This is a genomic window from Pseudomonas sp. TE4620, from assembly GCF_056279045.1.
Genome location: NZ_JBWBQO010000001.1, coordinates 4,946,553 through 4,971,561, shown reverse-complemented (window position 1 = coordinate 4,971,561; position 25,009 = coordinate 4,946,553). Strand labels below are relative to the sequence as shown.

General features: G+C 63.3%; 20 protein-coding genes. 12 read left to right on the top strand and 8 right to left on the bottom strand.

Translation table 11 applies throughout. The features are described from left to right. The first annotated feature begins 28 nt into the window (after window positions 1–28). Entirely contained in the window at window positions 29–382 is a 354-nt protein-coding gene (locus tag ACZ9A3_RS23135; RefSeq protein ID WP_038998046.1) for a YkgJ family cysteine cluster protein, read from the top strand. Window positions 383–385: 3 nt separating this feature from the next. Here the strand turns inward: ACZ9A3_RS23135 and dadR are convergent, their stop codons facing one another. Then, on the bottom strand, window positions 386–874 hold the full coding sequence (dadR, locus tag ACZ9A3_RS23130) for a transcriptional regulator DadR (protein ID WP_008366790.1): 489 nt from the start codon (window positions 872–874) through the stop codon (window positions 386–388). Window positions 875–1,030: 156 nt separating this feature from the next. Between dadR and dadA the strand changes: the two genes are divergently transcribed. From dadA to ACZ9A3_RS23100, 6 genes are all read left to right on the top strand, one after another. Next, complete coding sequence (gene dadA / locus ACZ9A3_RS23125) at window positions 1,031–2,332, top strand: D-amino acid dehydrogenase (protein ID WP_045199621.1); 1,302 nt, start codon at window positions 1,031–1,033, stop codon at window positions 2,330–2,332. After that, a complete protein-coding gene (locus ACZ9A3_RS23120) occupies window positions 2,304–2,657 on the top strand; it encodes a RidA family protein (protein WP_010225843.1) in 354 nt (117 codons plus the stop codon). The genes dadA and ACZ9A3_RS23120 overlap by 29 nt, the downstream gene beginning before the upstream one ends. Window positions 2,658–2,753: 96 nt before the next feature. Further along, window positions 2,754–3,827: an alanine racemase gene (gene alr, locus ACZ9A3_RS23115; RefSeq protein WP_476253158.1), complete on the top strand. Its 1,074-nt coding sequence runs from the start codon at window positions 2,754–2,756 to the stop codon at window positions 3,825–3,827. A 108-nt stretch (window positions 3,828–3,935) separates the two neighbouring features. Then, window positions 3,936–4,484: a cupin domain-containing protein gene (locus ACZ9A3_RS23110; protein WP_010225839.1), complete on the top strand. Its 549-nt coding sequence runs from the start codon at window positions 3,936–3,938 to the stop codon at window positions 4,482–4,484. Between the two features lie 157 nt (window positions 4,485–4,641). Further along, window positions 4,642–5,046, top strand: coding sequence for a c-type cytochrome (locus ACZ9A3_RS23105; protein ID WP_045199625.1), 405 nt, complete (start codon window positions 4,642–4,644; stop codon window positions 5,044–5,046). A gap of 122 nt (window positions 5,047–5,168) precedes the next feature. Further along, window positions 5,169–7,082 (top strand): acetyl-CoA hydrolase/transferase C-terminal domain-containing protein, encoded by a 1,914-nt coding sequence (locus tag ACZ9A3_RS23100; protein WP_093378056.1) that lies wholly within the window; start codon window positions 5,169–5,171, stop codon window positions 7,080–7,082. A 66-nt stretch (window positions 7,083–7,148) separates the two neighbouring features. On the opposite strand, the gene ACZ9A3_RS23095 is transcribed toward ACZ9A3_RS23100, so the two are convergent. Both ACZ9A3_RS23095 and rep read right to left on the bottom strand, forming a co-directional pair. Continuing rightward, window positions 7,149–7,721: a xanthine phosphoribosyltransferase gene (locus ACZ9A3_RS23095; RefSeq protein ID WP_045199628.1), complete on the bottom strand. Its 573-nt coding sequence runs from the start codon at window positions 7,719–7,721 to the stop codon at window positions 7,149–7,151. Between the two features lie 63 nt (window positions 7,722–7,784). Next, a complete protein-coding gene (rep, locus tag ACZ9A3_RS23090; RefSeq protein ID WP_038998055.1) occupies window positions 7,785–9,794 on the bottom strand; it encodes a DNA helicase Rep in 2,010 nt (669 codons plus the stop codon). Between the two features lie 265 nt (window positions 9,795–10,059). Between rep and ACZ9A3_RS23085 the strand changes: the two genes are divergently transcribed. Then, window positions 10,060–11,730, top strand: a complete 1,671-nt coding sequence (locus ACZ9A3_RS23085) for a putative bifunctional diguanylate cyclase/phosphodiesterase (RefSeq protein ID WP_093378061.1) — start codon at window positions 10,060–10,062, stop codon at window positions 11,728–11,730. Between the two features lie 28 nt (window positions 11,731–11,758). On the opposite strand, the gene ACZ9A3_RS23080 is transcribed toward ACZ9A3_RS23085, so the two are convergent. Next, on the bottom strand, window positions 11,759–13,150 hold the full coding sequence (locus ACZ9A3_RS23080; protein WP_093378066.1) for a NorM family multidrug efflux MATE transporter: 1,392 nt from the start codon (window positions 13,148–13,150) through the stop codon (window positions 11,759–11,761). A 155-nt stretch (window positions 13,151–13,305) separates the two neighbouring features. Here ACZ9A3_RS23080 and ACZ9A3_RS23075 point away from each other — a divergent pair, with 155 nt between their 5' ends. Beyond that, window positions 13,306–14,250: a LysR substrate-binding domain-containing protein gene (locus ACZ9A3_RS23075; protein ID WP_476253157.1), complete on the top strand. Its 945-nt coding sequence runs from the start codon at window positions 13,306–13,308 to the stop codon at window positions 14,248–14,250. Between the two features lie 155 nt (window positions 14,251–14,405). Then, window positions 14,406–16,385: a methyl-accepting chemotaxis protein gene (locus ACZ9A3_RS23070; RefSeq protein ID WP_093378075.1), complete on the top strand. Its 1,980-nt coding sequence runs from the start codon at window positions 14,406–14,408 to the stop codon at window positions 16,383–16,385. Between the two features lie 96 nt (window positions 16,386–16,481). On the opposite strand, the gene hglS is transcribed toward ACZ9A3_RS23070, so the two are convergent. Next, a complete protein-coding gene (gene hglS / locus ACZ9A3_RS23065) occupies window positions 16,482–17,879 on the bottom strand; it encodes a 2-oxoadipate dioxygenase/decarboxylase HglS (RefSeq protein WP_213602894.1) in 1,398 nt (465 codons plus the stop codon). Window positions 17,880–17,974: 95 nt separating this feature from the next. Beyond that, window positions 17,975–18,871 (bottom strand): LysR family transcriptional regulator, encoded by an 897-nt coding sequence (locus tag ACZ9A3_RS23060; RefSeq protein WP_038998061.1) that lies wholly within the window; start codon window positions 18,869–18,871, stop codon window positions 17,975–17,977. A gap of 135 nt (window positions 18,872–19,006) precedes the next feature. On the opposite strand from ACZ9A3_RS23060, the gene amaB reads away from it, so the two are divergent. Together amaB and amaA are read left to right on the top strand one after the other, a co-directional pair. Further along, on the top strand, window positions 19,007–20,497 hold the full coding sequence (gene amaB, locus ACZ9A3_RS23055; RefSeq protein WP_093378090.1) for an L-piperidine-6-carboxylate dehydrogenase: 1,491 nt from the start codon (window positions 19,007–19,009) through the stop codon (window positions 20,495–20,497). 134 nt (window positions 20,498–20,631) lie between these two features. Beyond that, a complete protein-coding gene (gene amaA, locus ACZ9A3_RS23050; RefSeq protein WP_045200959.1) occupies window positions 20,632–21,918 on the top strand; it encodes an L-pipecolate oxidase in 1,287 nt (428 codons plus the stop codon). 3 nt (window positions 21,919–21,921) lie between these two features. On the opposite strand, the gene ACZ9A3_RS23045 is transcribed toward amaA, so the two are convergent. Both ACZ9A3_RS23045 and ACZ9A3_RS23040 read right to left on the bottom strand, forming a co-directional pair. Continuing rightward, window positions 21,922–23,352 (bottom strand): mechanosensitive ion channel family protein, encoded by a 1,431-nt coding sequence (locus ACZ9A3_RS23045; protein WP_093378095.1) that lies wholly within the window; start codon window positions 23,350–23,352, stop codon window positions 21,922–21,924. 55 nt (window positions 23,353–23,407) lie between these two features. Continuing rightward, the gene (locus ACZ9A3_RS23040) at window positions 23,408–24,901 is read right to left on the bottom strand and encodes a YifB family Mg chelatase-like AAA ATPase (protein WP_476253156.1); all 1,494 of its coding nucleotides are present in this window, start codon (window positions 24,899–24,901) and stop codon (window positions 23,408–23,410) included. Window positions 24,902–25,009 lie beyond the last annotated feature (108 nt).

Here is a 25,009-nt window from a genome sequence, read left to right as displayed (position 1 = left end):
GCGCCAGACTTCTTTGCCGCAGGCCGCCATGAGTTGCAACAGCCACAAGATCCGCTTCCTGCGCGAGCAGATCCCGTCGTTTGAATGTGTGCCGGGCTGTCACGACTGTTGCGGGCCGGTCACCACTTCGTCAGAAGAAATGGCCCGCCTGCCGCGCAAGAGTGCCGCCGAGCAGGAAGCCGCGCTGGCGGAACTGAACTGCGTGCACCTGGGCCCCAACGGTTGCACCGTGTACGAAGAGCGGCCGCTGATCTGCCGCCTGTTCGGTACCACGCCGAAGCTGCCATGCCCCAATGGCCGCGGCCCGGCCGAGATGATCGATCCGCAGGCCGAGAAGCTGGTCCACCAGTACATCGCCAGCACCCGCCAGGTGCTGGTCTGAACCTCAGTCCGGAATCGGCAGGTTGAGGCTTTCCTTCACCTCTTCCATGACGATGTAGCTCTTCGACTCGCGCACATGCGGCAGCTTGAGCAGGATGTCGCCAAGCAGCTTGCGGTACGAGGCCATCTCGGAAATCCGCGCCTTGACCAGGTAATCGAAGTCGCCCGAGACCAGGTGGCACTCGAGCACGTGCGGCAACTTCAGCACGGCACGTCGGAACTCTTCGAAAGTGTCGCCCGACTTGTAGTCGAGGCTGATCTCGACGAACACCAGCAGGCTGCCCTTCAAGTGCTGCGGATTGAGCCGGGCGTTGTAGCCCATGATGATCCCTTCGCGCTCCAGGCGCCGGACCCGCTCGGTGCAGGGGGTGGTCGACAGGCCGACCTTTTCGCCCAGTTCAGTAAACGAGATGCGTCCATCGGCCTGCAGGATGCGCAGAATATTGCGGTCGATCTTGTCCAGTTCACGCTTGCTTTGGTGCTGGGTTCTCATAGTGGATGCCCCTCCGTAAAAGCCAACCTTGCCGAGAATTCTCGCCAAATATAGGCTTTTATATAGTGAAAAGCACTGGTCATACCTTCCTATACTGCGCGCATCTACGCCATTAACAACAAATGTCAGCGGTACGCTGCGTCGAGGGTAATAAACATGCGAGTTCTGGTACTTGGTAGCGGTGTGATCGGAACCGCCAGTGCCTACTATCTGGCACGGCAAGGGTTCGAAGTCGTCGTGGTCGACCGTCAACCGGCAGTCGCCATGGAAACCAGCTTTGCCAACGCCGGCCAGGTCTCGCCTGGTTACGCTTCGCCCTGGGCTGCCCCGGGCGTGCCGCTCAAGGCCATCAAGTGGCTGCTGGAGCGCCACGCGCCCCTGGCCATCAAGGCCACCGCCGACATCGACCAGTACCTGTGGATGGCGCAAATGCTGCGCAACTGCACCGCCAACCGTTACGCGGTGAACAAGGAGCGCATGGTGCGCCTGTCCGAGTACAGCCGTGACTGCCTCGACGAGCTGCGCGCCGAAACCGGCATTGCCTACGAAGGCCGTACCCTGGGTACTACCCAGCTGTTCCGCACCCAGGCGCAACTGGACAACGCCGCCAAGGACATCGCCGTCCTCGAGCAGTCCGGCGTGCCGTACGAAGTCCTCGACCGCGAAGGCATTGCCCGCGTCGAGCCGGCCCTGGCCAACGTGACCGATATCCTTGCCGGCGCCCTGCGCCTGCCCAACGACCAGACTGGCGACTGCCAGCTGTTCACTACCCGCCTGGCGGAAATGGCGATCAAGCTTGGTGTCGAGTTCCGCTTTGGCCAGGACATTCAGCGCCTGGACTACGCCGGTGATCGCATCAACGGTGTATGGATCGACGGCAAGCTGGAAACCGCCGACCGCTACGTGCTGGCCCTGGGCAGCTACTCGCCGCAGTTGCTCAAGCCGTTGGGCATCAAGGCCCCGGTCTACCCGCTCAAAGGCTACTCGCTGACCGTGCCGATCACCGATCCGGCCATGGCCCCGACCTCGACCATTCTCGACGAAACCTACAAGGTCGCGATCACCCGTTTCGACAACCGCATCCGCGTCGGCGGCATGGCTGAAATCGCAGGTTTCGACCTGTCGCTGAACCCGCGTCGGCGCGAAACCCTGGAGATGATCGTCAACGACCTTTATCCTCGTGGCGGCGACCTGAGCCAGGCCAGTTTCTGGACCGGCCTGCGCCCGACCACCCCGGACGGTACGCCGATCGTCGGTGCTACCCCGTTCCGTAACCTGTTCCTCAACACCGGTCACGGTACCCTGGGTTGGACCATGGCCTGCGGTTCCGGTCGCCTGCTGGCCGACCTGATTGCGCGCAAGAAGCCGCAAATCAGCGCTGAAGGCCTCGATATCTCTCGCTACGGAAAACACCAGGAGCCTGCCAAGCATGTCAGTCCAGCGCCAGCTCACCAATGAGCGCATGAGCCAGATCGTTACCCACAACGGCACCGTGTACCTCGCGGGCCAGGTCGGTGACGACATGAACGCCGGGATCGAGCAGCAAACCCGCGAGACCCTGGCCAACATCGAGCGCCTGCTGGACCTGGCCGGCACCGACAAGAGCCGCCTGCTTTCGGTGACCATCTATCTCAAGGACATCGACGCGCATTTTCAGGGCATGAACGCGGTGTGGGACAAGTGGCTGCCAAAAGGCGTCGCCCCGGCCCGTGCTACCGTTGAAGCCAAGCTGTGCGAGCCGGAAATCCTTATCGAGCTGTCGGTGGTCGCCGCACTGCCGTAATACCCGATCCCTCACCCGGTGCCGCCGGCGGCCGACCAGCTGCCTTCGAGCACCGGGCTTTTTACTTCTAACCAGACTGCCCAGAAGGCTGCCGTCATGCGTCCCGCCCGTGCCCTGATCGATCTTCAAGCCCTGCGTCACAACTATCAACTTGCCCGCGAACTGACCGGAGCCAAAGCCCTGGCCGTGATCAAGGCCGATGCCTATGGTCACGGTGCCGTGCGTTGCGCCCTGGCCCTGGAGCCGCACGCCGATGGTTTTGCCGTGGCCTGCATCGAAGAGGCGCTGGAGCTGCGCGCAGCCGGGATCAAGCCGCCGGTGCTGTTGCTCGAAGGCTTCTTTGAAGCCAGCGAACTGCAACTGATCGCCGAGCATGACCTGTGGTGCGTGGTGCATTCGCTGTGGCAACTGGAAGCTATCGAACAGGCGCACCTGAGCAAGCCGATTACAGTCTGGCTCAAGCTCGACTCGGGCATGCACCGGGTTGGCCTGCATGCCAAGGACTACCAGGCCGCGTACCAGCGCCTGCTGGCCAGCGGCAAGGTTGCGCGCATCGTGCTGATGAGCCACTTCGCCCGTGCCGATGAACTCGACAGCGAGGCCAGCAACGAACAACTGGCGGTATTCCAGGCCGCACGCCAGGGCTTGAGCGCCGAGGTCAGCCTGCGCAACTCGCCGGCCGTGCTCGGTTGGCCGAACATGCCCAGCGACTGGGTGCGCCCGGGCCTGATGCTGTACGGCGCTACGCCGTTCGAAGTGCCCCAGGCTCAAGCGGCGCGCCTGCAGCCGGTGATGACCGTGCAATCACGGGTGATCAGCGTGCGTGAGCTGCCAGCCGGCGAGCCGGTAGGCTACGGTGCCAAGTTTGTCAGCCCGCGGCCGACCCGGGTTGGTGTGGTGGCCATGGGTTACGCCGATGGCTACCCGCGCCAGGCGCCAAACGGTACGCCGGTGCTGGTGGCCGGCAAACGTACCCAGCTGATTGGCCGGGTATCGATGGACATGCTCTGCATTGACCTCACCGACGTGCCTGAAGCGGGCCTCGGCAGCCCGGTGGAACTGTGGGGCAAAAACGTGCTGGCCAGCGAAGTGGCCATGCACGCTGGCAACATCCCTTACCAGATTTTCTGCAACCTCAAGCGCGTACCGCTGGACTACAGCGGCGATTAAGGCGCCAAAGCGGACAGGCTGCGGGTCGAAGTGTTGTAAATACTGAACGCTGTTGCGATGATAACGTTCAATTTCGACCCCACTCGTTCGTTTAGGAGGGCTCCAGCTTTGGACGTCGGTGAACGACTGCAAGCCATACGCAAGCTCAAGGGCCTGTCACAGCGTGAACTCGCCAAACGTGCGGGCGTCACCAACAGCACCATCTCGATGATCGAGAAGAACAGCGTCAGCCCTTCCATCAGCTCGTTGCGCAAGGTGTTGAGCGGTATTCCGATGTCCATGGTCGAGTTCTTTTCCGAAGAGCTGCAACCGGAAAACCCCACCCAGATCGTCTACAAAGCTCACGAGCTGATCGACATTTCGGACGGCGCGGTGACCATGAAACTGGTCGGCAAGGCGCACCCGAGCCGGGCCATTGCCTTTCTCAACGAGGTTTACCCACCGGGTGCCGACACCGGCGAAGAAATGCTCACCCACGACGGCGAAGAGACCGGCATCCTTCTTGAAGGTCGTCTCGAACTGGTAGTAGGCCTGGAAACTTTCATCCTCGAAGCGGGCGACAGCTACTATTTTGAAAGTACCAAGCCGCACCGTTTCCGCAATCCTTACGATGAGCCGGCCCGGCTGATCAGCGCGGCGACTCCGGCCAACTTCTAGCGGGTATTGCGCGGCGGATTGTCGCGGCTAAGACCCTTTGGACATTAGGGTTGTTTCGGTGAGGCAGGGTTCCCGTTATACTTGCGCCGCCTGCGAAACCGTGGCCGCGGGCGTGACTAGCCACCATGAGGGTGTACGCGTGAATCTAATCAAGAAAATGCTGGCCGTACCAGCTGCCGTATTGGCCCTTTGGGCAGTCAGCGCTCAAGCTGCGACCAACGACGACATCGCCAAGCGACTGGAACCGGTCGGCCAGGTGTGTGTTCAGGGGCAGGAATGCAAGGGAATGGAAGTCGCAGCCTCTGCTGCTGGCGGCGGTGCCAAGACCCCGGATGAAATCATCGCCAAGCACTGCAATGCTTGCCATGGCAGTGGCCTGCTCGGCGCGCCGAAAATCGGCGATACCGCCGCCTGGAAAGAGCGCTCCGACCACCAGGGTGGTCTGGACGGCATCCTCGCCAAGGCCATTACCGGCATCAACGCCATGCCGCCGAAAGGCACCTGCGCCGACTGCTCGGATGACGACCTGATGGGCGCCATCAAGAAGATGTCCGGCCTGTAAGCCCAGCGCTTGCCCAACAAAGCCCGCCGCGTGCGGGCTTTGTGCTTTTTAGCGCTGGCCAGCGCAGCAATCTGGCGGCATGCTCGGTCCAACCTGTTCAAGGAATGCCACAGGAGGCCGCGATGGCGTACAGCTGTTCGATCGACGATGCCGTAGACCAGGTGCTGGCGCGCCTGCCTGCGCATATCCACATGGGCCTGCCGCTGGGGCTGGGCAAGCCCAACCGCTTCGTCAACGCCCTGTATGCGCGAATCCGCCAATTGCCCGAGCGGCAGCTGACCATCTACACCGCTTTGAGCCTGGGCCGCCCGGACCTGGGCGACGGCTTGCAGCGGCGCTTTCTTGAGCCCTTCATCGAGCGGGTGTTCGCCGACTACCTTGAGCTGGACTACCTGCACGACCTGCGCCGCGACCAGTTGCCGGCCAACATCCGTGTCGAGCAGTTCTTCATGCAACCCGGCAGCCTGTTGCACAGCACCATGGCCCAGCAGGACTACGTCAGCAGCAACTACAGCCATGCCGCCCGCGATATCAACGCAAAGGGCTTGAACCTGGTGGCGCAGCTGGTAGCCGAAGATCCGGCACATCCCGGCCAGTTGAGCCTGAGCTGCAACCCGGACATCACCCTCGACCTGCTGCCAATGATTGCCCGCCGCCGGGCAGCCGGCGAAACCATCCTCATGCTCGGCCAGGTGCATGCCGAACTGCCGTACATGCCGGGCGCGTCCGAGCTGCCCCGCAATGACTTCGACCTGCTGATCGACCGCCCGGAAAACACCCGGTTGTTCTCCACGCCGAACATGCCGGTGACCACCCAGGACCATTTCATCGGCCTGCATGCAAGCACCCTGGTGCGCGATGGCGGCACCCTGCAGATCGGCATTGGTGCCATGGGCGATGCGCTGACCGCAGGGTTGCTGGCGCGACAGGCTGACAGCGAGGCGTACCAGGCATTGCTGGCAGATATCAACCTGACGCCCTGGCATAGCCTGATCGAACGCGAAGGCGGCCTCCAGCCCTTTGCCCGCGGCCTGTACGGCTGCAGCGAAATGTTCGTCAACGGCCTGCTGGCACTGGTCGAAGCTGGAATCATCCGCCGCCCGGTGTACCCGGACGAGTCGCGCCAGCAGGCGGCCAACAACGGCGAGCTGGATGACCAGGGTGTGCTAGTGCATGGCGGCTTCTTTCTTGGCCCTCAGGCGTTTTACCAGCGCCTGCGGGAAATGCCGCCAAGCCAGCGCAAACGCTTTGCCATGAGCGCCATCAGCTACATCAACGAGCTGTATGGCCAGGAGTCGCTCAAGCGCCTGCAGCGCCGGGATGCGCGCTTTATCAATACGGTGTTCACCATGACCTTGATGGGCGCCGGGGTCGCCGACCAGCTGGAAGACGGCCGGGTGCTCAGCGGGGTCGGCGGGCAGTACAACTTCGTTGCCCAGGGCCATGCCCTGGAAGGCGCGCGTTCGATCCTGCTGCTGCGCAGCTGGCGTGAGTCAGGCGGCGAGGTCAGTTCCAACCTGGTCTGGGAATACGGCCATTGCACCATTCCCCGCCACCTGCGCGATATCGTCGTCACCGAATACGGAATCGCCGACCTGCGCGGGCAGACCGATGCCGAGGTGATTGCCCGTTTGCTGGCGATCACGGACTCGCGCTTTCAGCCCGAACTGATCGAGCGGGCGCAGAAAGCCGGCAAGTTGCCCAAGGACTTTTGCCTGGCCCCGCGCTTCAGCGACAACACCCCGCAGCGTTTGCAGGCGCTGCGTGACCGCCACGCACGGTTGTTCCCCGAGTATCCGCTGGGCAGTGATTTCACCGCCGAGGAGCGCGATTTGCTGCGGGCGCTGAACTGGCTCAAGAGCAAGTTCAAGTTGAGTGAGGTGCTGGAACTGGGCAAGGCGGCGCTGGATGCACCGGCACCCGAGGCGTTTCCTGCGCAGTTGGCGCGGATGAACCTGGCGCAGCCGCAGGGGCTGAAGGAAGATCTGTATCAGCGCTTGTTGCTGGCGGGGTTGCAGGCGACAGCTTTTAACTGATCGCGGGGCAAGCCCGCTCCTACAGGCAGGTAGGAGCGGGCTTGCCCCGCGAAAAGTCGGCGTTGATTACTCGATGAAAGTAACCACGCCATCTTTCAGCGACTTGACCCGGGCCAGCGATTCAACGCGGTAGCCCTGGCTGTCCAGCTCGGCGCGGCCGCCCTGGAACGATTTCTCGATGACGATACCCAGGCCGGCAACAGTGGCGCCGGCTTGCTTGATGATCGAGATCAGCGCCTGGGAGGCTTTGCCGTTGGCCAGGAAGTCGTCGATCACCAGCACGCGGTCGCTGCTGTTGAGGTGGCGCGGGGAGATCGCCACGGTGTTCTCAGTCTGCTTGGTGAAGGAATACACCGAAGCCACCAGCAGGTTTTCGGTCAGGGTCAGCGACTGGTGCTTGCGCGCGAAAATCACCGGGACGCCCAGTTTCAGGCCGGTCATCACCGCCGGGGCAATGCCCGAGGCTTCGATGGTGACGATCTTGGTGATGCCCGAATCGGCAAACCGGCGGGCGAACTCGTCGCCAATCAGTTGCATCAGCGCAGGGTCGATCTGATGGTTGAGAAACGCATCGACTTTGAGAACCTGATCGGAAAGCACGATGCCTTCTTCGCGAATCTTCTGGTGCAGTGCTTCCACTGTGGTATTTCCTCGATGTAGCAAGAGTGGCCACGGCAATACGCCGCAGCAAAGGTTGATTATCTAACGTTTGAGCATGGCACGGATATCGGCCAGTGCGTTGTTGCCGCGAGCGGCCTTCACTTCGGTTGGCGCGTCGTCCAGGCCCTCCCAGGCCAGGTCGTCGTCGGGCAACTCGTCCAGGAAGCGGCTCGGTGAACAATCGATGATCTCGCCGTACTGCTTGCGCTTGGCAGCAAAGGTGAAGGCCAGGGTCTGACGTGCGCGGGTAATCCCGACGTAGGCCAGACGCCGTTCTTCTTCGATAGTGTCGGCTTCGATGCTGGAACGGTGCGGGAGGATTTCCTCCTCCATGCCCATGATGAACACGTAGGGGAACTCCAGGCCCTTGGAGGCGTGCAGGGTCATCATCTGCACGCCTTCGGCGCCGTCTTCCTCTTCCTGCTGGCGCTCGAGCATGTCGCGCAAAACCAGCTTGCCGATGGCCTCTTCGATGGTCATGCCGCCGTCTTCGTCTTTCTCGAGGGTGTTTTTCAACGCCTCGATCAGGAACCAGACGTTGCTCATGCGAAAATCCGCAGCCTTGTCGCTGGAGCTGTTGGTGCGAATCCAGTTTTCGTAGTCGATGTCCATGATCATGCTGCGCAGGGCAGCGATCGGGTCTTCCAGGGCAACCTGTTCGCGGACCTTGTCCATCCAGCGCTTGAAGCGCTGCAGGCGGTCGGTATAACGGCTGTCCAGGTGCTCGCCAAGGCCCAGCTCCTCGCTGGCGGCATACATCGAAACCTTGCGCTCGGTGGCGTAGTTGCCGAGTTTTTCCAGGGTGGTCGAGCCGATTTCCCGGCGCGGTACGTTGATCACCCGCAGGTAGGCGTTGTCATCGTCCGGATTCACCAGCAGGCGGAAGTAGGCCATCAGGTCTTTAACTTCCTGGCGTCCGAAGAAGCTGTTGCCGCCCGACAGGCGATACGGCACCTGGTGGTGCTGCAGCTTCAGCTCGATCAGCTTGGCCTGGTAGTTGCCCCGGTAAAGAATGGCGAAGTCGCTGTAGGGCCGGTCGGTGCGCAGGTGCAGGCTGAGGATTTCCATGGCTACCCGTTCGGCCTCGGCTTCCTCGTTCTTGCAGCGGATCACGCGGATCTCGTCGCCGTGGCCCATCTCGCTCCACAGCTGCTTTTCGAAGGCATGCGGGTTGTTCGAGATGAGCACGTTGGCGCAGCGCAAAATGCGGCTGGTGGAGCGGTAGTTCTGCTCGAGCATCACCACTTTCAGCGACGGGTAGTCGTCCTTGAGCAGCATCAGGTTCTCGGGCCGGGCGCCGCGCCAGGCGTAGATCGACTGGTCGTCGTCGCCAACCACGGTGAACTGGTTGCGCGTGCCGATCAGCATCTTCACCAGCAGGTACTGGCTGGCGTTGGTGTCCTGGTATTCGTCGACCAGCAGGTAACGGACCTTGTTCTGCCACTTTTCGAGGACATCGGGGTTGTCCTGGAACAGCTTGACCGGCAGCAGGATCAGGTCGTCGAAGTCCACCGCGTTGAACGCCCGCAGGGTGCGCTGGTAGTGCGCATAGACCACCGCGGCGGTCTGCTCCTTGGGGTTGCGGGCGTTTTCCAGGGCTTCGGGCGGCAGGATCAGGTCGTTCTTCCAGGCGCCGATCATGTTCTTGATCTCGTCGACACCGTCGTCGCCCGAGTATTCCTTCTGCATGATGTCGGTCATCAGGGCTTTGACATCGGTCTCGTCGAAAATCGAGAAGCCCGGTTTGAAGCCCAGCCGTTCATGCTCCTTGCGGATGATGTTCAGGCCCAGGTTGTGGAAGGTCGACACGGTCAGGCCGCGGCCTTCGCCCTTGCGCAGCAGGGTGCCGACCCGCTCTTTCATCTCCCGCGCGGCCTTGTTGGTGAAGGTCATGGCCACGATGTACTGGGCACGGATGCCACAGTTCTGGATCAAGTGCGCGATCTTGCGGGTGATCACGCTGGTTTTGCCGGAGCCTGCACCGGCGAGCACCAAAAGAGGGCCGCCGACGTAGTTCACGGCTTCTTGTTGCCGGGGGTTGAGTCGGGACATGACGAAAACCGGGGACGCTAGAAAAATAGCCGGGCATTTTAGCAGGGGTAGAAAGTTTCTGCCGCGACCGTCTGACAGTGTGACGTACCACGCGATCTAAATTTGCCGCATTTGATACTTTCCCGCAGGATGCGTGGCGAAACCTGCGGGATGTCGGCAATGGAATGGCATGACTTTAAGTGAAAATCATTTTCATTAATGGTTTAGGATACGCATTCTCGCTGCCCATCGTCATTTGACTGTGTCTACGTCCTAAGGAGCCAGCTTGTCTACGCCCGTCGAACCCTTGCGTTTGCTCCTGCTGGCCGATGAGCCGGAATGGGCCATTGTGTTGCGCGAGTGTCTGCTGCCGATGGCGGGCCAGGCGGTATTGCTGACCGCTCCGAACTGGGAGGCGGTCGACAGCCTGTTTGCCAATGACCGCAATGCGCTGGTGCTGGCGACCCCGCAACTGCAACCGGCGCCCGGGCGCTGCGTGCTGCCGATGGTGCTGCTGCTCGAGCATGAACCGCAGGTGCCGCCGCCGGGTGTCAGCGACTGGCTGATTCGTGACCAGCTGACCAGCAATATCCTGCGCCGCAGCCTGCGCCATGTCCGCGAGCGCGGCGTCCTCGAAGCGACCCTGCAACGCCTGGCCGAACAGGACCCGCTGACCGGCATCGCCAACCGCCAGGGTTTCCAGACCCTGCTGGCTGCGCGCCTGGCCGACAACGAAGGGCGCGGCGTCGCCCTCGGGCACCTGGACCTGGACAACTTTCGCCATGCCAACGACGCCCTCGGCCACCAGGCCGGCGACCGGTTGATCCTGCAGGTGGTGGGCCGGCTGAAGAGCCAGCTTGAAGCCGGCGACCAGGTTGCACGTCTGGGCAGCGACGAATTCGCCCTGTTGATCGATACCCGCCGCGAGCCGCAGCGCGCCGAATGGATGGCCGAACGCATCACCGAAGCCCTGGCCGAACCTTACTGGATCGACGGCGAAAGCCTGTTGCTCGGCTGCAGCCTGGGGGTTGCCCACGCCCGCGCCCAGGGTGGCGCCGACCCGCTGATGTGGCATGCGCACATCGCCATGCAGCAGGCCAAGAGCACCCAGGGCTGTACCTTTCACGTCTTCAACGAACGCATCAACCGCAACGCCCGCAGCCTTGCCGACCTGGAAAGCGAGCTGCGCCGGGCGCTGCGCCGCGACGAGCTGGAGCTGCATTACCAGCCGCGACTGAACCTGGCCGACGGGCGCATTGTCGGCCTCGAAGCCCTGGTGCGCTGGCGCCATGCCGAACGCGGGCTGCTGCCGCCCAGCGAGTTCGTACCGCTGGCCGAGCAGAGTGGGCTGATCGTGCCTTTGGGCTACTGGGTCATCTCCCGGGCCCTGCGCGACATGCAGGCGCTGCGTGAGCAGGGCCTGGCGCCGTTGCACATGGCGGTGAACCTGTCGTTTCGCCAGTTCCAGGACAGCCAGCTGTTGGCGACCCTGAGCCGGCTGATCATCGAACACGGCGTCGATGCCCGCTGGCTGGAATTCGAACTGACCGAAACCGCCGTGATGCGCCGCAATGACCTGGTCAAACAGACCATGGACGCCCTTGGGCGCCTGGGCGTGCGCTTCTCGCTGGACGATTTCGGCACCGGCTTTTCGTCGTTCGTGCACCTCAACAGCCTGCCGATCACCTTGCTCAAGGTCGATCGCAGCTTTGTCGGCGGCATGGAGCAGCGTGAAGAGAACCGCAAGCTGGTGCACGCGATGATCAACCTGGCGCACAACCTCAACCTCGAGGTGGTGGCCGAGGGCGTGGAAACCCCGGAGCAAATGGACCTGCTGCGCAGTTTCGATTGCGATCAGGTGCAGGGGTTTCTGATCAGCCGGCCATTGCCGATTGATGAGTTGATGGAGTATTTGCTGCGCGGGCCGGCGCAGCAAGCAGCATCGCGGGTCATGTAGGAGCGGGCTTGACCCGCGATGGGGCCCTTCAAACCACTGAAGCAGTCACCTTGTTCACCCCAGCGGCACTGCCCAGCAAGCGCTTCATCCGCCATTCGAATGCCAGGGTCAGGCTCACCGCCGCACACGCCAGGCCCAGCGCCAGCCCCCACCACACGCCTACCGCGCCCAGGCCGAGGTTGAAGGCCAGCAGCCAGGCCGCCGGTGCACCGATCACCCAGTAACAGAACAGCCCGACCAGGAAGGTGGTCTTGGCATCCTTGAGGCCTCGGATCGAGCCCATGGCAATGGTCTGCACGCCGTCAAACAGCTCGAACCAGGCGGCGACCATCAACAGGCTTACCGCCAGCTGGATGATGTCGGCAAAGGCCGGGTCACCGTGGTCGAGGAACAGCCCCACCAGCGGGTCTGGCAGCAGCCAGAAGAGGATGGCGAACATCAGCATCATCGCCGCGCCAAAACCGATACCCACGCGGCCGGCATGCCGTGCCCCCAACAGGTTGTCGGCGCCGTAATAGAGCCCTACACGCATGGTCACGGCGTACGACAGGCCGGCCGGAATCATGAATGCGGTAGAGACGATCTGCAGGGCGATCTGGTGCGCGGCAAGCTCGGTGCTGCCGAGCACGCCCATGCACAGCGCGGCGAAGGCGAACAGGCCGACCTCGACGGTGTAGGTGCCGCCAATCGGCAGGCCCAGGCGCCACAGCTCACGCAGGGCTGGCCATGACGGGCGGCTCAGGCCCTGGCGAATCGGGTAGGGTGCATAGGCCGGGTGCCAGCGGATATACAGCGCCATGGCCACGGCCATGCAGTTGGCAACGATTGCGGTCACCAGGCCGATGCCCACCAGGCCCAGCTTCGGCAGGCCGAACATGCCTTCGATCAGCGCATAGTTGAGCAGGAAGTTGGCCACCGTGCCGATCAGGCTGATGACCATCACCGGCGTCGAGCGGCCAATGGCGCTGGTAAAGCCGCGCAGGGCCATGAAACTCAGGTAGCCGGGCAGGGCGAAGGGCAGCAGCAGCAGGAACTGCGCGGCCGCCTCGACGTTGTTCGGGCTCTGGCCGAGCAATAGCAGTACCGGCTCCAGGTTCCACAGCGCCAAAGCCGCCACCAGGGCCATGACCCAGGCCAGCCACAACCCGGCCTGGGTCAGGCGGGTGGCGCCGGCGATGTCGCCAGCACCCTTGCGAATCGCCACCAGGGTGCCGACGGCGGCGATCACGCCCAGGCAAAAGATCGACACGAACGAATAGCTCGCCGCGCCCAGGCCGCCACCGGCCAGGGCCTGCGGGCTGATGCGGGCCATCATCAGAGTGTCGGTGAGCACCATCAGCATGTGCGCCAACTGCGAGGCAATCAGCGGCCCGGCCAGGCGCAGCAAAGCCTTGAGTTCTTGGGTAGGCGCAGCCTGCATGGAGTCGTCCTTTTCTTACGCGATAGATTCAAAGCGTGAAAGTCTGAGGCTTGGTGCGGTTATCCACAAAAGGATAATAGCGATGGTTGGCATGATTAAAACTCATGGGAGTATGATCCAGTCGATTGCCTGTGGATAACCCGGAGCCCGCCGCCATGTCTCGCCGTTTACCGCCTCTGTATGCACTGCGGGCCTTCGAAGCGGCGGCCCGGCATAGCTCGTTCACCCGCGCCGCAGATGAGTTATCGATAACCCAGAGTGCCGTCAGCCGGCACATCCGCACCCTTGAAGAGCACTTTGCCTGCCGTTTGTTCGTGCGCAATGGCCGCAGCTTGCAACTCAGCGAAGCGGCGCGTTTGCTGTTGCCAGGGGTGCGCGAAGGCTTTACCGCGCTGGAGCGGGCCTGCAACACCCTGCGCAGTGAAGACGACATCCTGCGCATGAAAGCCCCTTCGACCCTGACCATGCGCTGGCTGCTGGCGCGCCTCAGTCGCTTTCGCCACCTGCAGCCGGGCAACGAAGTGCAACTGACCAGCGCCTGGATGGATGTCGATCATGTCGATTTCAACCATGAGCCTTTCGACTGCGCGGTATTGCTCAGCGACGGTCACTTTCCGCCGGACTGGGAGGTCAAGCGGCTGTTTTCCGAGCTGCTGATCCCGGTAGGCGCGCCCGAGCTGCTCAAGGAAGGGCAGTGGGACGAGCGGCGCCTGGCCGGTGTCGAGCTGCTGCATCCAACCCCCGACAAGCGCGACTGGCGCAGCTGGCTGGCGCGCATGGACCTCACCGACAAGGTGTCGCTCAAGGGCGGCCAGGTATTCGATACCCTGGAGCTGGGCATGATCGCCGCCGCTCGCGGTTATGGAGTGTCCATGGGCGACCTGCTGATGGTTGCCGAAGACGTCGCCCAGGGCCGCCTGAGCCTGCCGTGGCCGACAGCGGTTGCCAGCGGCCTGGATTACTACCTGGTCTGGCCGCGAACCCGCCCCGGTGGCGAGCGGCTGCGGCGTCTGAGCGACTTCCTGCAGGGCGAGGCGGATTCGATGGACCTGCCCAAGGTTCAAATTCTGGGGACATCAGCGTCTATCGGAGCGAGTTGACCGTTTGCGCAGGATAACCCTGTTGCACGCTCAAGTATTGCGTCAGGCCGCCGAAGCAGAGGCATCAGAGCCACGCCTAGATGGTTCGATTCCCGTATCGATGCGGACGGTCAGCGTGATCAGGACGATCCCGGCCCCTCTTGCCAGGAGCTTCCATGTCTCAACCCCGTGCCCGGATTGCCTCGCAACTCGGTATCGCCCTTGCCATCGTGCTGGCTGTGGTGATTACCGGTAGCACCCTGTTTGCCCTGCGTTCGCTGGACAACGCCAACCTGAATACCCGCCAGGAACACCTGGCCAGTGAAGCGCGCCTGCTCGCCGATCAGCTCGACACTTTCCACAGTACCCTGCGCGAAAGCACCCAGCGCCTCAGCGGGCTGTTCGAGAAGCGCTTTGCTGCCGGTTTGCAGCTGCATCCAGGGGAGTCGGTGACGGTTGCCGGGGTTTCCACGCCCGCGCTGTACCTGGGCGAGCAACTGCTCAACAACGACTTTCGCCAGGTGGATGATTTTCGCCAGATGACCGCAGGCGTTGCCACCTTGTTCGTGCGCAGCGGCGACGACTTCATTCGCATCAGCACCTCGCTGACCAAGCAGGACGGCAGTCGCGCCATTGGCACCCTGCTGGATCGTCAGCATCCGGCCTACGCGCGCTTGCTAGCCGGTCAGGCCTACGTTGGCCGGGCCAACCTGTTCGAGCGCGACTACATGACCCAGTACACCCCGGTGCGTGACGGCAGCGGGCGGGTGATCGCGGTGCTGTTTGTCGGTTTCGACTACACCGACGCGCAGAAGGCTCAGTTTGCCAACCTCGGACGTTTTCGTATCGGCCAGACCGGTTCACTGGCCTTGCTCGACGACAAGCAGCACTGGTTGGTGCCGCCAGCAGGTGTGCGTGCGGACAGTCAGGCGGCGCAGGCGCTTGCCGGGTTCACTGCGGGCGAAGGGCGTTTCTGGCATGACGGCGTCGAAGAGCTGTTCAGCGTGACCGTGGCGTTTGCCGGCGGGCCGTGGACGGTGGTGGCAAGCATGCCGAAGGCGGAAATCCGCGCAGTGACCTGGAGCGTCGGCACGCGCCTGGCCATCGGCAGTTTGCTGGCGATGTTGCTGGCGGTCGCCGCCACCCTGTGGCTGTTGCGCCGCCGTCTGCGCCCCTTGGCTGACCTCTTGCAGCAGGCGCAGGCCCTTGGCGCCGGTGACCTGCAGGCGCGCTTGCGGGTATCGAGCGATGACGAAATCGGCCAGTTGGCGCACAGTTTCAACCAGATGGGCGAAGCCCTGGCGAGCATGGTCGAGCATATTCGCGCAGCAGCGGAGCAAGTCAGCAGCCGCGCCCAGGCCTTGTCGGGCATGTCCTCCGGGGCCTGTGAGGGCATGGAGCAGCAGTCTGGCGAAATCACCAGCATGGCCGGCGCTGTCGAGCAGTTCAGCGCCACCTCGATGAACATCGCCGAGAACATGGGCAGCACCGAACGCATGGCCCAGGACAATGTCCAGCAAACCCGCATTGGCCGTGCCTCGATGGACCAGGCGTCATCGTCCCTGGAGCAGATCGCCAGCGCCCTGGCCGGCACCGCCACGGTGATCGACACCCTGGGCCTGCGCTCCGAAGAAATTGGCGGCATCGTCGGCGTGATCACCTCGATTGCCGAGCAGACCAACCTGCTGGCCTTGAACGCTGCCATCGAAGCGGCGCGGGCCGGTGAGCAGGGCCGGGGCTTTGCCGTGGTTGCCGACGAGGTGCGCAACCTGGCCTCGCGCACCCGTCAGGCCACCGATGAAATCTCGGCGATGATCGGCAGCATCCAGCAGGAAACCGGCAATGCCATCAGCACCATGGAGCAGGGCAACCGCCTGATGCAGGAAGGCCTGGAGCGCAATGCCAAGGTTGCCGCAGCGCTGGCGCAGATCGATGAGCGCAGCCGCTCGGCGGGGGAGCAGTTTGCCGCCATTACCACCGCTACCCAGGAGCAGAGCAGCACGGCGAACGTGCTCAGCCGCAACCTGCAGAGCATTGCCCTGGCCAACAGCGAGCAGCATGAGGTGGCGACTAACCTGGCGGCTACCGCGCGTGAGCTTGAGGGGTTGGCGGGGCAGTTGCGGCAGGAAGTGGACAGGTTTCGGGTTGGGCGGTGACGCCATCGCGGGTCAAGTCGAGGCGTCGCACCGCCGCTCCCACAGACTTTGTAGGAGCGGCGGTGCGACGCCTCGACTTGACCCGCGATGAGGCCCTCAAAGCCCAGGCATATCCAGCGCCTGCGCACAGGCCATCAGCGAGCGCCGCTCACTTTCGGCATACAACGCCAACTCATCCTGCACCGGCTTGCCCAGCGCCTGTTCGAAGGCGTCGCGGTTGGCGTTGCTGCCGTACTCGCTCTGCGCATCATCACCCAGATTCGACTGGAAGATTCCCGCCGCACTGACCGGCAGAAAGTCCTCGTACACCAGGGCCTCAAAGTGGATATGCCCGGCATCGATCAACGCCTGCAGTGACGTCGGCCGCTGAGCATCGCCGCGGGCTGCCAGGCCACGCTCGGTGGCAAAGTAGCGGAAGTACGCCAGCCCCTGCTCGCGCATCTGCGCCAGGTCATCGGGGAAGGCCTTGAAGCTGTCGCTGAGCAGGCTCATGTAGCGCTCGGCATTGGCCTCGGCCGGCACACCACCTAGCGCCGCGCGGGCGCCATCGAGCAGTTGGTCGTAAAGCTCGCGGCCTTTGGGCGTCAACGCCGCACCCCGTTGTTCGATCTCGCCAAAGCGCGCGGTATGGCTGCCGCTGCCTTCCCCGTTCTGATCGGTGAACGCGACCTTTTCCTGCAGCGCCTTGAAGCTGGTTTGACGCAGCAGTATCGGGCAGCGGCGCGGTGGCGGCCCTTCGATCACGGCTTTGGGCGGAATGCCCTTGGCCGGCATGCCCAGCTGAATGGCATCGATGTCCAGGGTGCGTGGGGTCAGGTGATTGATGTGCGGGCCCTTGAAGGCCACCACATCGGCAATCAGGCGGTGCTGGTCGTGCAGTTGCTGGTACTGCTCGGCGGTCACCGTGGCGTCCCGGTGCCAGCGGAAGGTATGCAGGGCTTCGTCGACAAACGCCTGGGCATCGTCGGCATTCAGGCCGCCAGCACGCTCGAACTGTTCGATCAGTTGCAGCGCGCGCGGAGTGAAGATCTGCCGCCGGGCAAGAATCTCGCGCGCCAGTTCACGCAGCGCCGGGTTGTCGATCAGTTCCAGGCGCAGCAAGGAGGTGAAGACCCGGAACGGGCTGATGTGCAGCGCTTGCTCGTGCACGGCGCGAAAGGCGGTGGAATGCACCGGTACACCGGCGCAGCTCAAGTCGTAGTAGCCCACCGGCTGCATGCCCATTACCGCGAACAGGCGGCCGATGGTCGTCAGCTCTTCGGCGGTTCCGACGCGAATGGCGCCGTGGCGTTCCTGATCGAGGCGCTCGATTTCGCCGGTCCAGCGCAGGGCCTGGGCAACTTCGGGTTGTTCAGCCATCACCTGCTGATTAATTTCGCTCACCAGCGACAGCAGCGTGCCGTACAGCGGCACTTCTTGCTTGTACATGAGCGACATGGCGGCCGAGAACTGCGCGCGAATGCTGTCCGGGCTGACGAAATCTTGAGCGGGCATCGAAAGCTTCCTGGTAAGTGGGCACCCTTACATGAAAGCGAGGAATGCAGTACCTGCACAAGCGAAAAAAAGTCGATGCGTCATTCCAAAAATTATCAATCTTGCCCAGCCAGCTCAGCGCGAATCCAGTCGACCAAGGCGCGCACCTTCGGCACCTCGGCGGCATGCTCGGAAAACGCCAGGAAATGCGCGCCATTGCTGCGCATGCTGTGCTGCCAGGGCACCACCAGTTTGCCCTCGGCCAGCTCCTGGGCCACCAGGTAGCGCGGTACCAGGGCCACGCCGCAGCCGGACTGGGCAGCGCTCAGGCTCATATAGAAGGTGTCGAAGCGCGGCCCGTGATAGCTGTGGGCCGAGTGCAGGCCTTGCTCCAGGAACCACTCATGCCAGGCCTCCGGGCGCGAGGTGCTTTGCAGCAGCACCAGTTCGGCCAGTTCGCTGGCGTCCTTGAGTGTGCGCCCCTGCAACAGCTCTGGCGCACACACCGGCAGCACTTCTTCACCGAACAGCTCGATGCAGGTCGCGCCAGGCCAGGTGCCCTGGCCAAAGAAGAACACCACGTCGGCGGTCGCCTGCAACAGGGCGAAGGGTTCCATTTCGTTGCGGATGTCGAGGTGGATGTTCGGGTGCTGCTTGCCGAAGCCCTTGAGGTGCGGAATCAGCCAGCGCACGCCAAAGCTCGGCTGAGTGGCTACCTTGAGGACTTCGGTCTGCTCGCCGTAGGACATGATGTAACGGCTGGACATATCGACCTGAGTGAGAATCTTGTTGACCTCGGCCAGGTACAGCGCGCCTGCTGGTGTCAGCTGCAGGCGCCGGCGGATGCGCAGAAACAAATGATGGCGGAGCATCTCTTCAAGCTGGGCCACCTGCTTGCTCACTGCGCTCTGGGTCAGGTGCAGCTCCTCGGCGGCGCGGGTGAAGCTCAGGTGCCGGGCGGCAGCTTCGAAACACTGCAGGGCGGCCATCGATGGCACCAGACGTTTGGACATAGCGGTCTCTAAGCCAGTAGATCATTACCTGGCGGAATGATATGCAGAATAAAGGTCGTTTGTTGCGCCAGAGTGATCGGATTAATACTGATCCCTATCACTATTTCAACCACTCATCGCATGCAGGAGAAGAAAATGGTTGATGGACTGCTTGACCGCCTCGGTGTCCCGGCCACTGCCTACACCCACGGTAACCATCCCGTTCACACCCCTATCGATGGCAGCGCGATTGCCGCGGTGCACCTGGAAAGCAAAGCCCAGGTAACCGCCAAGATCGATCAGGCCGAAAAAGCCTTCCAGGCCTGGCGCAACGTCCCGGCCCCACGCCGCGGTGAGTTGATCCGCCTGTTCGGCGAAGTATTGCGCAAGTACAAGGCCGAGCTCGGCGAGCTGGTGTCGATCGAAGCCGGCAAGATCACCCAGGAAGGCCTGGGCGAAGTGCAGGAAATGATCGACATCTGCGACTTCGCCGTCGGCCTGTCGCGTCAGCTCTACGGCCTGACCATCGCCTCCGAGCGTCCGGGCCACCATATGCGTGAAACCTGGCACCCGCTGGGCGTGGTCGGGGTCATCAGCGCCTTCAACTTCCCGGTCGCGGTCTGGGCCTGGAACACCACCCTGGCATTGGTGTGCGGCAACGCCGTGGTCTGGAAGCCGTCGGAGAAAACCCCGCTGACCGCGCTGGCCTGCCAGGCGCTGTTCGAAAAAGCCCTGAAAGCCTTTGGTGATGCGCCAGAAGGCCTGAGCCAGTTGATCATCGGTGATCGTGAGGCCGGCGAAGCGCTGGTCGACGATCCGCGCGTGCCGCTGGTCAGCGCCACCGGCAGCACCCGCATGGGCCGTGAAGTCGGCCCGCGGGTGGCTGCACGTTTCGGCCGCAGCATCCTCGAACTCGGTGGCAACAACGCGATGATTCTTGCACCGAGTGCCGACCTGGATCTGGCCGTGCGCGGCATCCTCTTCAGCGCCGTCGGTACTGCTGGCCAGCGCTGCACCACCTTGCGCCGGCTGATCGTCCATCGCTCGATCAAGGACGAAGTGGTTGCTCGGGTCAAAGCCGCCTATGCCAAGGTTCGTATCGGCGACCCGCGCAAGGACAACCTGGTCGGCCCGCTGATCGACAAGGCTTCGTTCGAAGGCATGCAGGACGCTTTGGCGCGCGCCCGCGATGAAGGCGGCCAGGTGTTTGGCGGTGAGCGGCAGATTCAGGACCAGTACCCGAATGCCTACTACGTGGCCCCGGCGATCGTCGAGATGCCTGGCCAGAGCGCCGTGGTTCGTCATGAAACCTTTGCACCGATCCTCTACGTGCTGGCCTACGACGAGTTCGAAGAAGCCCTGCGCCTGAACAACGAAGTGCCGCAAGGTTTGTCGTCGTGCATCTTCACCACCGACCTGCGCGAAGCCGAGCGCTTCCAGAGCGCCGCGGGCAGTGACTGCGGGATTGCCAACGTCAACATTGGCACCAGCGGTGCGGAGATTGGCGGGGCGTTTGGCGGTGAGAAGGAAACCGGCGGTGGCCGTGAGTCGGGCTCGGATTCGTGGAAGGCCTACATGCGCCGGCAGACCAATACCGTGAACTATTCCCGCGAGCTGCCGTTGGCGCAGGGGATTGTCTTCGACTGACGGGCCCATCGCGGGTCAAGTCGAGACGTCGCACCGCCGCTCCCACACCAATCGGTGTAGGAGCGGCGGTGCGACGTCTCGACTTGACCCGCGATCAGAACACCACCGCACAAGAATAAAACAGGAAGCCGGCCATGCCAGAACTGCGTCAACAATGCCTCTGGGAGCACGTCACCCAGCCCGCCGCGCCATCCCGTGTGCTGAGCGCCGAACTCAAGGCCGATGTGTGCATCATCGGCGGCGGCATCACTGGCCTGTCGGCAGCCATCCACCTGCTTGAGCAGGGCAAGTCAGTCATCCTGCTCGAAGCCTGGAAAATCGGCCACGGAGGTTCCGGGCGCAACGTTGGCCTGGTCAACGCCGGCACCTGGATTCGCCCGGACGACGTCGAAGCGACCCTGGGCCAGAAGCAAGGCAGCCGCCTGAACAAGGTGCTGGGCGAAGCGCCGGGCGAGGTGTTCGCCACCATCGAACGCCTGGGTATCGACTGCCAGGCGCACAACAGCGGCACCCTGCACATGGCCCACAACGCCACCGGCGTTGCCGACCTCGAAGCCCGTCACCAGCAATGGAGCAGTCGCGGTGCCGATGTCGAACTGCTGACCGGGGCAAAGTGCGAAGAATATTGCGGTACTGACAAGATTTCCGCCGCGCTGCTCGATCGCCGCGCCGGCACCATCAACCCCATGGGGTATACCCAGGGCCTGGCCGCTGCGGTCGAGCGCCTGGGCGGGCAGATCTTCCAGCAGTCCGCCGTGCAAGGCCTGGAGCGTGAAGGCAGCAATTGGCGAGTGAAAACCGCCCAGGGTTCGGTCAGTGCCGACAAGGTGGTGATCTCCACCGGCGCCTACACCGAGGGCGACTGGACCAACCTGCAACGCCAGTTCTTCCGCGGTTACTACTACCAGGTCGCTTCGGTACCGCTGCAAGGCGCCGCTGCCGACAACGTGCTCAAGCACGGCCAGGGTTCATGGGATACGCGCACGGTGCTCAGCAGCATCCGTCGCGATGATCAGGGTCGGCTGTTGCTCGGCAGCCTTGGGCGGGTCGACAACAAGCCGGCCTGGTTCATCCGCAGCTGGGCCGATCGCATCCAGAACCATTACTTCCCGCAACTGGGCAAAGTCGAGTGGGAAATGCATTGGACCGGTTGCATCGACTTCACCCCGGACCACCTGATGCGCCTGTTCGAGCCAGCGCCGGGCATCGTCGCCGTTACCGGCTACAACGGCCGTGGCAACACCACCGGCACAGTGATCGGCAAAGCCTTCGCCCAGTACCTGTTGTGCGATAACCCGGATGCCTTGCCGATTCCGTTCTCGGCAATGAAACCGGTGTCGGCGCCGGCGCTGCGGACCGGCTTCTACGAAACCGGGTTCTCGCTGTATCACGCCGGGCAGTGCTTGCGCGTGGTGCTCTGACCGCTACTTGTGCAGCCAGCTGAGAAAGCCGCCTTTCTTGATGGCTGCAGGTTTTTGCTCGAGCAGTGACTGGCGGGTTTGCTGGCGGATGCGTTGCAACTTGATCAGAGCGGTCTTGACCTCGGTGCGTTGTTCCAGGCAGCTGCGTACTTCGTCCTTGTCGATACGGTAGAGGATGCAGCTGGTCAGGGTGCGGAACTCGGCAGTGGAGTCTTCCGCTTCGAGCAGGCCTTCCACCCCCAGCACCTCACCCGGGCCCATGCGCCCGGCTTCGAGCTGCTTGTCACCATCACTAACACCCACCGACACTACCCCGGTGCCAATCACCAGCAGGTAGTCCGAGCTGTCGCCGACGCCGAGGATCACCTGGTCGGCCAGGTATTCCACAGCGGTCATGCGCTGGCTGAGGTTGTCTTTTTCCTCGTTGCTGAGCGAACGGAAGATGCGCACGTCTTCGAGCAGGGCGCGCTGACGGTTCCACACCTGGCCTTGCTGGGAGTCGCTGTTCCACACTACGCCGGCGGCTTCCAGGTGCCGGTGGGCGAGGTCGAACATATGGTTACGCACCTCGGTCTTCTGGCTCATGGCACTGACAAAACCGCTGGCCTCGTACTCCACCGATTCCAGGCTCGAACTCTTGATCGTGGCTTTCGGTGCCGGGCTGGTCAGCAAGGTACGTGTGCCTTGCAGGGTTTTTTCCAGGGCATCGAGCACCCGTCGCGGGCGTACCTTGGCCGGCACCACGACGCTGATGGAGACGCCATGCACATCGCTGGGCTGGCTGAAATTAAGCAGCTTGGCCTTGGCCGCCACCGAGTTGGGAATCACCGCCATGCTGCCGTTGCCAGTCAGCAAGCGGGTGGCGCGCCAGTCGATCTCGATGACCTTGCCTTCGGTGCCGTCGATGCTGATCGAGTCGCCGATCTGATAGGGGCGGGTGGTGTTCAGCACAATGCCGGAGAACACGTCGCTGAGCGTGCTCTGCAGCGCCAGGCCGATGACGATCGCCATCACCCCCGAGGTTGCCAGCAGGCCTTTGACCGGCAACTGCAACACATAGGCCGCCGCAGCCACAATGGCCACCAGGAAAATCACCGCCCCCAGCACATCCTGCAGCAAGCGCCCGGTGTGGCCGCTACGGGCCACCAGCACCAAGCCAATCACCACCGTCGCGGTACGCGCCGCAAACAGCCACCAGGCAATCCCCAGCACCGTAGCGAGCAGATTACGCGGCACATCCTCGACCCAGGGCGCAGGTTGTAGCGGGCTGACCCCGGCGCTGATCAGCACCCAGGTGAACAGCGAAAACACCAGCAAACGCGCAGCGATGCGCCAGGGCCGGCGATTGACGGGTATCAGTTGCCAGAGCGTGAGGTCGAGCACGATCAGGGTAATGCCGAGCAACAGCGGGTAACTCTGGGCGAATGCGAACATACCGGTCTCGGTGCGGTGGGCTGTTGCCAAGTTAAGAGCAGAATGCGGGCAATTACTACTGGTTGCTCGGGCGATAGTGCAGCGCTTCAGCCAGGTGCCCGCGTCCGATGTTTTCAGCCTGTTCCAGGTCGGCCAGGGTGCGCGCCACCTTGAGCAGGCGATGGGCGGCGCGCAAGGACAGGGTCAGGCGTTCGCAGGCGCTTTCCAGCCAGCTCTGGTCGGCTGTGGATAACCCGCAGTAATGGCGCAGGCCGGGCAGGTCGAGGAAGGCGTTGGCACAGCCCTGGCGCTGTTGCTGGATGTCGCGGGCGGCGGCGACTTGCGCGGCAATGGTGGCGCTGCTTTCGCCGTGGCTGCTGTTGGTGGACAGTGCCGTGGCTTCGCGGGCGACGGTCAGGTGCAGGTCGATACGGTCGAGCAGGGGCCCGGAGAGTTTGTTGCGGTAGCGCTGGATCTGTTCGCTGCTGCAGCGACAGCGGCCGGTGGGGTCGCCAAGATATCCACAGGGGCAGGGGTTCATGGCGGCGACCAGCTGGAAGCGCGCGGGAAAGCGGATTTTGTCCTTGGCCCGGGCGATGACGATTTCGCCGGATTCCAGCGGTTCGCGCAGTACTTCCAGTACCCGCCGCTCGAACTCCGGCAGCTCATCGAGGAACAGCACGCCGTGATGGGCCAGGGTTATCTCTCCTGGTTGCGGTCGGCTGCCACCGCCGACCAGCGCAGCACCGGAGGCCGAGTGATGCGGATGGCGAAACGGCCGCTGCGGCCAACTGCTCAGCGGCACATGGCTGGCCACCGACTGTATCGCCGCCACCTCCAGCGCTTCGCGTTCATCCAGCGGTGGCAACAGGCCGGGCAGGCGGCTGGCGAGCAGGGTCTTGCCGGTGCCCGGTGGGCCGCTGAACAGCAGGTTGTGCGCACCGGCGGCGGCAACCAGCAGTGCGCGCTTGGCGGCTTGCTGGCCCTGTACTTCGTTGAGGTCGGGGTAGGGACGGATCTGTAGCAACAGGCCGTTGGCAGCGTAGGGATTGAGCGGGCTCTGGCCGTTGAAGTGGGCGACCAGTTCCAGCAGGTTACTGACTGCAAACACTACCAGGCCCGATGCTAAACAGGCTTCTTCGGCATTCTCTTGCGGCACCACCAAGGCCCGGCCGGCTTCTCGTGCCGCCAAGGCAGCGGGCAGTACGCCTTGCACCGAGCGGATTGCCCCGGACAGCGCCAGTTCACCCAGGCATTCCACCTCGCCAAGCGCTGCAATCGGGAACTGGCCGTTGGCGGCAAGGATCCCCAGGGCGATGGCAAGGTCAAAGCGTCCGCCATCCTTGGGTAAATCCGCGGGAGCAAGGTTAAGGGTGATGCGCCGGGCGGGGAATTCCAGGCCGGAATTGAGGATCGCGCTGCGCACCCGATCCTTGCTTTCTTTCACGGTCGCTTCCGGCAGGCCAACCAGGGTCAGTGCCGGCAGACCATTGGCCAGATGCGCTTCAACACTGACCGCCGGGGCCGAAACACCGACCTGGGCACGGCTGTGGACAAGGGCGAGGGACATGAACGCTCCATGATCTAGACAAAGCCGCGTCCTGCGGCTCTGCAAGCGTAGTGGGGTGGAGCGGATCGGGGCGGGGAAGAGTGAGTCTGGTTTTTACAGGACCACTAG

Excerpts from the sequence above, each read along its gene's own strand:
- alr (WP_476253158.1), top strand. The coding sequence starts at position 2,754 with ATGCGTCCCGCCCGTGCCCTGATCGATCTTCAAGCCCTGCGTCACAAC.
- ACZ9A3_RS23045 (WP_093378095.1), bottom strand. The coding sequence starts at position 23,352 with ATGTTCGCATTCGCCCAGAGTTACCCGCTGTTGCTCGGCATTACCCTG.
- amaA (WP_045200959.1), top strand. The coding sequence starts at position 20,632 with ATGCCAGAACTGCGTCAACAATGCCTCTGGGAGCACGTCACCCAGCCC.
- ACZ9A3_RS23080 (WP_093378066.1), bottom strand. The coding sequence starts at position 13,150 with ATGCAGGCTGCGCCTACCCAAGAACTCAAGGCTTTGCTGCGCCTGGCC.
- ACZ9A3_RS23135 (WP_038998046.1), top strand. The coding sequence starts at position 29 with ATGAGTTGCAACAGCCACAAGATCCGCTTCCTGCGCGAGCAGATCCCG.
- ACZ9A3_RS23120 (WP_010225843.1), top strand. The coding sequence starts at position 2,304 with ATGTCAGTCCAGCGCCAGCTCACCAATGAGCGCATGAGCCAGATCGTT.
- ACZ9A3_RS23040 (WP_476253156.1), bottom strand. The coding sequence starts at position 24,901 with ATGTCCCTCGCCCTTGTCCACAGCCGTGCCCAGGTCGGTGTTTCGGCC.
- ACZ9A3_RS23100 (WP_093378056.1), top strand. The coding sequence starts at position 5,169 with ATGGCGTACAGCTGTTCGATCGACGATGCCGTAGACCAGGTGCTGGCG.
- ACZ9A3_RS23075 (WP_476253157.1), top strand. The coding sequence starts at position 13,306 with ATGTCTCGCCGTTTACCGCCTCTGTATGCACTGCGGGCCTTCGAAGCG.
- hglS (WP_213602894.1), bottom strand. The coding sequence starts at position 17,879 with ATGCCCGCTCAAGATTTCGTCAGCCCGGACAGCATTCGCGCGCAGTTC.
- rep (WP_038998055.1), bottom strand. The coding sequence starts at position 9,794 with ATGTCCCGACTCAACCCCCGGCAACAAGAAGCCGTGAACTACGTCGGC.
- amaB (WP_093378090.1), top strand. The coding sequence starts at position 19,007 with ATGGTTGATGGACTGCTTGACCGCCTCGGTGTCCCGGCCACTGCCTAC.
- ACZ9A3_RS23060 (WP_038998061.1), bottom strand. The coding sequence starts at position 18,871 with ATGTCCAAACGTCTGGTGCCATCGATGGCCGCCCTGCAGTGTTTCGAA.
- ACZ9A3_RS23105 (WP_045199625.1), top strand. The coding sequence starts at position 4,642 with ATGCTGGCCGTACCAGCTGCCGTATTGGCCCTTTGGGCAGTCAGCGCT.
- dadA (WP_045199621.1), top strand. The coding sequence starts at position 1,031 with ATGCGAGTTCTGGTACTTGGTAGCGGTGTGATCGGAACCGCCAGTGCC.
- dadR (WP_008366790.1), bottom strand. The coding sequence starts at position 874 with ATGAGAACCCAGCACCAAAGCAAGCGTGAACTGGACAAGATCGACCGC.
- ACZ9A3_RS23070 (WP_093378075.1), top strand. The coding sequence starts at position 14,406 with ATGTCTCAACCCCGTGCCCGGATTGCCTCGCAACTCGGTATCGCCCTT.